Genomic DNA, 8,281 nt, shown 5'->3' on the forward strand with positions numbered 1-8,281 from the left:
TTATCTACGTCAGCCCCAAAAATAATGCTTAAAATTGATGATTGCAAAGCTGGCTTAGCGTGATTTGACGTATTTTTGGCGTAATTTTTTAACATGATTGCAACGCATTTGCTTGCTGATTGGTTTTATTGGCTTTGTCAGTTTGACTTTTTAGTCTTAATCAATCATCGCCAATTCAGCTGCACGCCACAATGTTATGCCACAATTTTTTAAAATACATCGCCAATAACACTTTGCCAGCCAATTTTGCCTATTATCGCCAAAATACCACCGCTTTTCAAGAAAAAAGCATCTCTCTGATGAAGACTTGCCAAGATTTTAGCCGCAATCGCCCATCTTGCGCACCGCCTATAAATGTTCTAAAATAAGAAAATTTTTATTTTTTGTGCGCCTATGTCAAATTCAGCCTATCGTTTATCTGCCGTGATGATTGTCAAAAATGAAGCTCACAACTTGGCAATCAGCCTGCCTGCGCTGACAGGTTTGGCAGACGAGATTGTGATTTTGGACAGCGGCAGCACGGATAACAGCCGTGAAATTGCCGAACGTTTTGGTGCAAAATGGCACGTCAATACCGACTGGCAAGGCTTTGGCAAACAGCGACAACTCGCCCAAAGTTATGCCACAGGTGATTGGATTTTGGCACTGGACGCAGACGAAGAAATCACGCCACCGCTCAAGCAAGCGATTTTAGATGTCGTGCGCACTGCGCCAAGCGATACGGTGTATGGCTTAAAGCGGCTGGATTTTATTTTGGGTCATCAAATTGACAATCCGCATTGGGGCGTGAAGGCGTATTGGCGACTTTATCCTAAAAAATTTGGCTTTAATGACTTGCTGGTTCATGAATCTTTGGACATCACCAACGCCAAAACGCAGGTGTTGTCTGGCTTTTTAAACCACCACACCGCCCCTGATTTTAAGTTTTTATTAGAAAAACGCCTGTCTTATGCGCAAACGTGGGCAAATCAGCAGCACCAAAAAGGCAAACGTGCCAATTTTCTAAAAGTTGCCACTAACCCCATCTGGCAATTTATCCGTCAATATTTGCTGGACGGCAGATTTTTGCAAGGGCGGTATGGGTTTGTGTATTCTTGCCTATTTGCCCAATACACCTTTAATAAGTACGCTTGTCTTTATGATTTGGCGAATAATCAAGCCGACAACGCCTTTTATCACGCCCAAAAACAAATCAGCCAGCTTAGCCCTGTAAATCCAGCCGACAAAAAAGCCACGCTGTCGCTGGTGATGATTTGCAAAAACGAAAGCAGGCATTTGGCGGATTGCCTAGCAAGTGTAAAAGATTTGGCGGACGAAATCATCATTTTAGACAGCGGCAGCACCGACAACACCGAACAAATCGCCCGTCAATTTGGCGCAAAATGGTACGTCAATACCGACTGGCAAGGCTTTGGCAAGCAGCGACAACTCGCCCAAAGTTATGCCATTTGCGATTATGTGCTGGTGCTGGACGCTGACGAACGCCCTGATGACAGCCTGTGCCACAGCATTGCCGAAATTTTAAAACAGCCTGTACAAACTGACACGGTGTTTAGCTTGTCTCGTGTTAATCTGTTTTGTGGTGCGGAAGTTTTAAAACGCTTTTGGTATGCGGACGATTTGGCAAGACTTTACGCACGCACGCACTATCAATATTCCAGCCTAGAAGTGCATGAATCACTGGATGTAAAAAACGCTAAAATCAAAAACTTAAAAGGCTATTTGGCGCACCTGACCAACGATGATTTTGCGCACTTTGTCCATAAAAACATTCGCTACAGCGATGATTGGGCGACAGATAAACACAAATCAGGCAAAAAAGCAGGATTTTTTAGCATGATTTTGCGCTCGGTGTTTTCTTTTGTCCGTGAATACGTCATTCGTGGCGGTGCGCTAGGCGGTGTGTATGGCGTGCTGCACGCAGGCGCTTCGGCAAGCTACACCTTTAATAAATACATGATTTTATGGCAACTCACCCAAGATAAATCAGGCAAATCACATGACAGTTAACAGCATGGAACTGAGTGAACGCGCCCTTTTGCGGTTTGCCAACTACCAAAAAGCGGTGCAAAATCTGAATACAGCCGTCAATCAATTTGGCGATACTGAGTTAGACATCATCAAAGAAGGCATTATTCAGCGTTTTGAAATTGCACATGAATTGGCATGGAAACTTCTAAGCGATATTTTAAAACACGAAGGACACACCGACATTCTTGGCTCTCGCAGCGCCACACGTCTGGCGTTTAATTTGGGTTTGCTGGATAAAGGCGATGTTTGGCTTGCCATGATTGAAAGTCGCAACATCACGGTTCATGCCTACAATCCTGATATTTTACAGCATGAATTTAACAAAATCATTCGTCAATATTTGCCATTATTAAGCCAATTTTCCGATAAAATTCAATCACTTGTGCAAACAAATCAATCATGAATGCCGAAAATACGTTTGGACTAAGCAAAACCACTATTGCTAAAATCAACCAAATATTCACACAGCACCCAAACGTCTTAAAAGTGCTGATTTATGGTTCGCGCGCTAGGGGTGGTTATCGTGATGGCTCAGACATTGATTTGACGATGATTGGCGACATCAGCGATGATGAGCGCAGTCAAATTTACTGGCAAATAGATGGGCTGAATTTGGCGTACTTGGTGGATTTATCCGTATTCGGCAAACTCACCAATCCCCCGCTAATCCAAAACATCAAAAAAGACAGCCATATTTTTTATCAAAAAGCAATTTAAAAACACCATGAAAAACTACGTCATTAGTCTAACCACCGCCGCAGAACGCCGTGCGCACATCGCTCAAGAATTTGGCAAGCAAGGCGTGGAATTTGAGTTTTTTGATGCGATTACTCCAGCGCAAAATGCCGAAGTGGCAAAGCATTTGGGCGTGGATATTGATAAAGCCAATCTGTCAGCAGGTGAAATTTCTTGCTTGTTGAGTCATTTGTGTCTGTGGCAAAAGATGATTGATGATGATTTGGATTACATCGCCATTTTTGAAGATGATGTGTATTTGGGTGAAAATGCGCACCAATTTTTAAGTAGCGGCGATTGGCTGCCAAATTCTGCGCACATCATCAAACTAGAAACCTTTTTGACCCCTGTTTTGCTTAAAAATTCGCAGCCTATCTTAGGCAGACAATTATCCCAACTGCATTACAGCCATTATGGCGCGGCTGGCTATATTTTATCAAGACAGTGTATTTTTAGACTTTTTGAATTGCTCAAACAGCAAACCCAAATCACCGCCTTGGACGACTTGCTTTGTGCGCTTGCCCTTCGTGAACCAAGTCTACAGGGGGGGGTGTGGCAAGTAAATCCTGCGCTTTGCATTCAATCCAATATGATTGCAACGCCACAATCCAATCAGGTTTTTGCCAGCAGCCTAGACAGCCACCGCCAAACTCATCATTTTGACAAACCAAAACGCACGCTTGGGCAAAAAATCATCAGAGAAATAAAAGCCCTGTTTAATAAAACAAGGCTTAAACTTTTTGGTGAGATTGTGGCGTTCAAATAACGCCACGTTTTTAAGGCTTTTAAGGTTTCATCTCTAGCAACGCCTTTACGTTGCCCGTAGATTTTGGTCGTGTTGGGTTGAGCGTCTCACCTGCAATCACTCTTTCATAGCATTTTTGATAAGCGCGCCCCATCGCTTCATGCCCAAAATGCGTCTTGGCGTGTTCGTGGCACACTCTGCGGTCGTATTTATCCACTTGTTTGACCGCTTCGGCAAGCTCACTGTAGCTGTCTGACAGCACGCCCAAGCCATCATGGCTGATGATGTCTGGCAAAGAGCCAAACGGCGAAGCAAACACAGGGCAGCCCAAGTACATACTTTCAATAATTGCCAAACCAAATGGCTCATGCCACAGCACAGGGAAAATCAAGCCTTTGGAGTTTTTGATTAGATTGTCCTTGGCGACACCGCCCACCATGCCATTAAAGCCGATGTTTGGCGATAGGTAAAAATAAGGGTTGCGCGACAGATTAAAACGCTTACCGCCAATCACTTCTAGGCGCTTACCCGCTTGCTTGGCAATATCAATCGTGCCTTGCAAATTTTTCACGCGCCATGCTGCTTTTGCCAAAAAATGCACATAATCTTTAGGATTGTCTAGGTTTGGCTCGCTATAATCTGCCCAATACAAGCCATTATGCACATAGCAAGTCGCCCCATGGTTTTCAGCATGCTTGCTGGATAAAAACACGGTGTTGATTGGGTATTCTTGTGCTTTTTCAGCGTTGCTGTGCTCGGTGCAAATATAAGGCTTGTGCAGCTCGCCATCATACGGCCAGTGAAAATGCACCACGTCCGGCCAATCATCAATCTGCTCGGCGATGGATTTGCTTTTATCGTACAGCTGCACGTCAGGGTTGTTATTTGGATTGGCTTTGGTTAAAAAGCGCACTTCATGGCCCATTTGCCGTTGTGCCACTGCCAACGCCCAAATCACGCGCTCCGTACCACCGTAATCCTTGGGCGGAATAGCAAGACGAGTAAGTAAAACGTGTAAGATTTTCATAAGATAAACCCATCAATAAAAAACCCTTAACATTCTATGTGATTTTGCCACAAAACTCAATAATGATTGGTTTATTTTTGTACCATATGCTGTCTTGACTTTAAAAACGTTCTGCGCCAAGCCATAAGTTGTTGGTTTTATCATGAACTACCAATACACTCTCTTTGGTTTTTGCGTTATAATGATTCGTTAAAACCATTCTATATCAGCAATACCATGATCCATAAACTCACTTTTGGCTTATTTACCAAACAAGACACCGCCAGCTTTATGCGCTTGATGGCATATGTCAAGCCATACAAAGCACGCATCGCCATAGCTTTGCTTGCTATTGTTGGCGTGGCTTTAACAGAAAGTTATCTGGCAGCATTCATCGCACCCTTGGTCAATCAAGGCTTTGCCATACCTGATGGTGTAGGTGTGTCCGCGCCAGTGGCAGACGGCATAGCCGCACAGCTCACATACTATAAAGATGTCATGCATCATGCCATTTGGGGTACACAAAATAAAGTATGGATTGTGCCACTATTTTTTATGGGTTTGGTAATTTTTCGTGGTGCTTGCCGCTTTATCAGCAGCTATTTAATGTCATGGGTGGCGACAACCGCCATTGGGCATTTGCGCCGCGATATGTTTGATAAAATGCTGTCTTTTTCATCAGCGCATCATCAAAGCGTGCCATCAGGCGAAATGTTGATGAATATGGTACAAATGGCGGAAAACTCCATCAACAACGCCAGCAATGTCTTTATCGTACTCACGCGCGACACCCTGATTGTCATCGGACTTATCTTTGTGCTATTTTATCTAAACTGGCAACTGGCGTTGATGGTGATGATTATGTTTCCCATTTTGTCCGTTTTGTCGCGCTATTATCGCAACCGCCTAAAACACATCATTGACAGCGCCCAAAAAAGTATCGGTTCGTTAAATAATGTTGTCAACGAAACTCACCAAGGTCATCGTGTAGTGAAGCTGTTTGGCGGTCAGGCTCAATCAGCCACTAAGTTTGCCGAAGTGAACCAAATCATCGTACGCCTTGGCAAAAAAATCATTCAAGCCAATGCTGCACGCTCGCCAATCAGTGAAGTGGTCGGCTCTTTGGCGCTGGCGGCTGTCATTTTTATTGCGCTTTGGCAAAGTCAAAATGGCATCACCACCATTGGTGAATTTATGGCATTTATTGTGGCGATGATGCAGATGTTTGGCCCAATTAAAAATTTGGCAAATATCAGCATTCCTATGCAAACCATGTTTTTGGCAGCAGACAGCGTATGCGCCTTTATGGACACCGAACCTGAAGCAGACAAAGGCACTCAAACACTTGATAGCGCCAAGGGTTTTATCAATTTTAATAACGTCAGCGTACAATACAATAACGAAGACAGTAAGGCACTCACCGACTTTAGCCTTGCCATCAATCCGGGTGAGAAAGTTGCTTTTGTGGGGCGTTCAGGCTCAGGCAAAACCACCGCAGTCAACCTACTACCAAGATTTGTCAGCCCATCGGCTGGCGAGATTTTACTGGACGGTGTCAATATTGAAGACATTAAACTTGATAATCTACGCAGTCAGTTTGCCTTAGTATCACAAGACACTTTTTTATTTGATGATACATTATTTGAAAATGTGCGCTACAGCAAACCTAATGCCACAGAAGATGAAGTCATGCAGGCTTTGAATGCCGCAAACTTAACCGAACTTGTACACAAGCACCCTTTAGGATTGCACCAGCCCATCGGTGCAAATGGCAGTCAGCTTTCAGGCGGTCAGCGTCAGCGCGTATCCATCGCGCGCGCAATTTTAAAAGATGCGCCAATTCTGCTCTTAGATGAAGCGACATCCGCCCTAGATAACGAATCCGAACGCTTGGTGCAGCAGGCTTTAGAACGTCTTATGGCAGGACGCACCAGCATCATTGTGGCACATCGCTTGACCACCATTGAGCATTCTGATCGTATCGTGGTGATGGACGAAGGTAAAATCATTGAGATAGGTTCTCATGCTGAACTTTTGGCAAAAGATGGATACTATGCAAGATTACAAAGCCTAAGCCACGCCGAAACATAAATTCAATAATTGTTGATTTTAACGTTTAGTTTTTATATAATGTTTGTATGATATTGGTAGCTGTTTATTACATAAAAATTTCTAATGTATTTAAATGATGAATGTTTTCTATAGGCATCGCCATTGACAGTCAAATTACTTTTATAACACACCCCTCCCTTAGCAGGGCTTAGCCAGCCTTTGCGGGGGGGGGGTGGCACATTTAAGGACTAAAACCGCCATGTTGACAACATCTAGAATTGGCAGTGGTAAAAGTATATTTTTGGCAATGCCTAGCTACGTCAATTTTCACAATACCTTTGCTCGTTCGCTTGAAGCGCTTGGTTTTACAGTCTTTACAATACCAGTGCCAAATTTTAAATATTCTAGCTTCTGGCATCGAATGGTGGTTTTTATTCGTAAAATACTTTTTAATGACAAAAACCACAAAGCAAAAGCAGTCCAAAAAATTATACCATCAAAAGGTACAAGAATTTTTTGAGCAGCACAACCAAACCATTGATTATGCGCTATTTATCAGAGCAGATGTGTTTGATGATTCTACCATCAAGACAATCACCCAGTCTTGTAAGATGAATGTTAATTATCAATGGGACGGTGTTGACAGATTTCCTGAAATTTTGGACAAAATGCAATATTTTGATAAATGTTATGTTTTTGACCAACAAGACATTATCAAATATCCAAATCATGGCTTCATACTGAGCAATAATTTTTATTTTGAAAAGTCAGATGGGCAAAACAATCAAACAGCATACTTTATTGGGGCGCACATAGCTGATAGAATCCCAACGATTTTGGAATTTTTAAAAGTTGCCAACCGCATTGATTTGCCAACAGATTTTTACATCACGCATGCGGATAAAAAAAGGGGGCTGTACTAGATAAACCCCTAAACCCCACACCATTTTCTTAACAATCTTAATTGATTGGATGGTGTGCCATAGTTAAATCTAAACTCGCATTCTTTGATAAATAAATGAAAATGCTTTTTGTCAATACCGTTATATTTTCTTAGAATACGTTTGGATTGCGACCAAAAGTTCTCAATGCCGTTGATGTGATTATGATTGTTTGCAAATTCTTTGGAGTGATTAATTCTAAAGTGTTTAAAATCACTCACATCTAAAGCATTATAACTTAGATAGCTATCTGTATAAACCACGCTATCAGGTTTGATTTTACTGGCAATAATAGGCATTAATGTCTTAGCTTTGGTATCTTTAACACAGGCAGTATAAACCTTACCATTGCGTTTTAAAAGACCAAATACGGCAACTTTGCCAGCAGCACCACGCCCACGCTTGCCTTTACGAATGCCACCGAAATAGCTTTCATCCAATTCTACTTCACCGTCAAATAATTCACAAGCTTCAAGGTTTAAGCGATATTCAATCACCAAGCGAATTTTATGATAAAACAAAGCAGCTGAATTGTGATGTATCTCTAACAAATCAGCAGCTGATCTTGCGGTGACTTCAAGCACAAAAAATTCAAGCAGTTTAACTTGAACTTTTTTACTTAATTTACAACGGGTTATCTTCATAAAACTAGTATAACATGGTTGCTAATCTACGTCAGCCCCAAAATCATATCCAAAAGCACATTGACGCCTGCAGTGAGAGCAACAATTTCAATGGGTAATCCAGCTTGTGCAAAGACGATGGACATAC

Annotated in this window: 8 protein-coding genes; 6 read left to right on the forward strand and 2 right to left on the reverse strand. The window is 42.4% G+C overall.

Annotation, left to right across the window (positions count from 1 at the left end):
• The first annotated feature begins 393 nt into the window (after positions 1-393).
• Genes B0181_RS09305 through B0181_RS09320 form a run of 4 tightly spaced genes read left to right on the forward strand, consistent with a single transcriptional unit; the run spans position 394 to position 3,532 of the window.
• A complete protein-coding gene (locus B0181_RS09305) occupies positions 394-2,010 on the forward strand; it encodes a glycosyltransferase family 2 protein (RefSeq protein WP_242620117.1) in 1,617 nt (538 codons plus the stop codon).
• Complete coding sequence (locus B0181_RS09310) at positions 2,000-2,434, forward strand: nucleotidyltransferase substrate binding protein (RefSeq protein WP_207384347.1); 435 nt, start codon at positions 2,000-2,002, stop codon at positions 2,432-2,434. The genes B0181_RS09305 and B0181_RS09310 overlap by 11 nt, the downstream gene beginning before the upstream one ends.
• Positions 2,431-2,748, forward strand: a complete 318-nt coding sequence (locus B0181_RS09315) for a nucleotidyltransferase domain-containing protein (protein WP_078277234.1) — start codon at positions 2,431-2,433, stop codon at positions 2,746-2,748. The genes B0181_RS09310 and B0181_RS09315 overlap by 4 nt, the downstream gene beginning before the upstream one ends.
• 7 nt (positions 2,749-2,755) lie before the next feature.
• The gene (locus B0181_RS09320) at positions 2,756-3,532 is read left to right on the forward strand and encodes a glycosyltransferase family 25 protein (RefSeq protein WP_078277235.1); all 777 of its coding nucleotides are present in this window, start codon (positions 2,756-2,758) and stop codon (positions 3,530-3,532) included.
• Positions 3,533-3,551: 19 nt separating this feature from the next.
• On the opposite strand, the gene B0181_RS09325 is transcribed toward B0181_RS09320, so the two are convergent.
• Complete coding sequence (locus B0181_RS09325; RefSeq protein WP_078277236.1) at positions 3,552-4,538, reverse strand: glycosyltransferase family 4 protein; 987 nt, start codon at positions 4,536-4,538, stop codon at positions 3,552-3,554.
• A gap of 216 nt (positions 4,539-4,754) precedes the next feature.
• On the opposite strand from B0181_RS09325, the gene msbA reads away from it, so the two are divergent.
• Both msbA and B0181_RS09335 read left to right on the forward strand, forming a co-directional pair.
• Complete coding sequence (gene msbA / locus B0181_RS09330) at positions 4,755-6,608, forward strand: lipid A export permease/ATP-binding protein MsbA (RefSeq protein ID WP_078277237.1); 1,854 nt, start codon at positions 4,755-4,757, stop codon at positions 6,606-6,608.
• Positions 6,609-6,853: 245 nt separating this feature from the next.
• Positions 6,854-7,492, forward strand: a complete 639-nt coding sequence (locus tag B0181_RS09335) for a WaaS/CpsH family glycosyltransferase (protein ID WP_143821600.1) — start codon at positions 6,854-6,856, stop codon at positions 7,490-7,492.
• Between the two features lie 8 nt (positions 7,493-7,500).
• Here B0181_RS09335 and B0181_RS09340 read toward each other — a convergent pair whose 3' ends face one another.
• Positions 7,501-8,154, reverse strand: coding sequence for an IS1595 family transposase (locus tag B0181_RS09340; RefSeq protein ID WP_078277239.1), 654 nt, complete (start codon positions 8,152-8,154; stop codon positions 7,501-7,503).
• Positions 8,155-8,281: the final 127 nt, after the last annotated feature.

This window comes from Moraxella caviae (assembly GCF_002014985.1).
Lineage (GTDB): Bacteria > Pseudomonadota > Gammaproteobacteria > Pseudomonadales > Moraxellaceae > Moraxella > Moraxella caviae.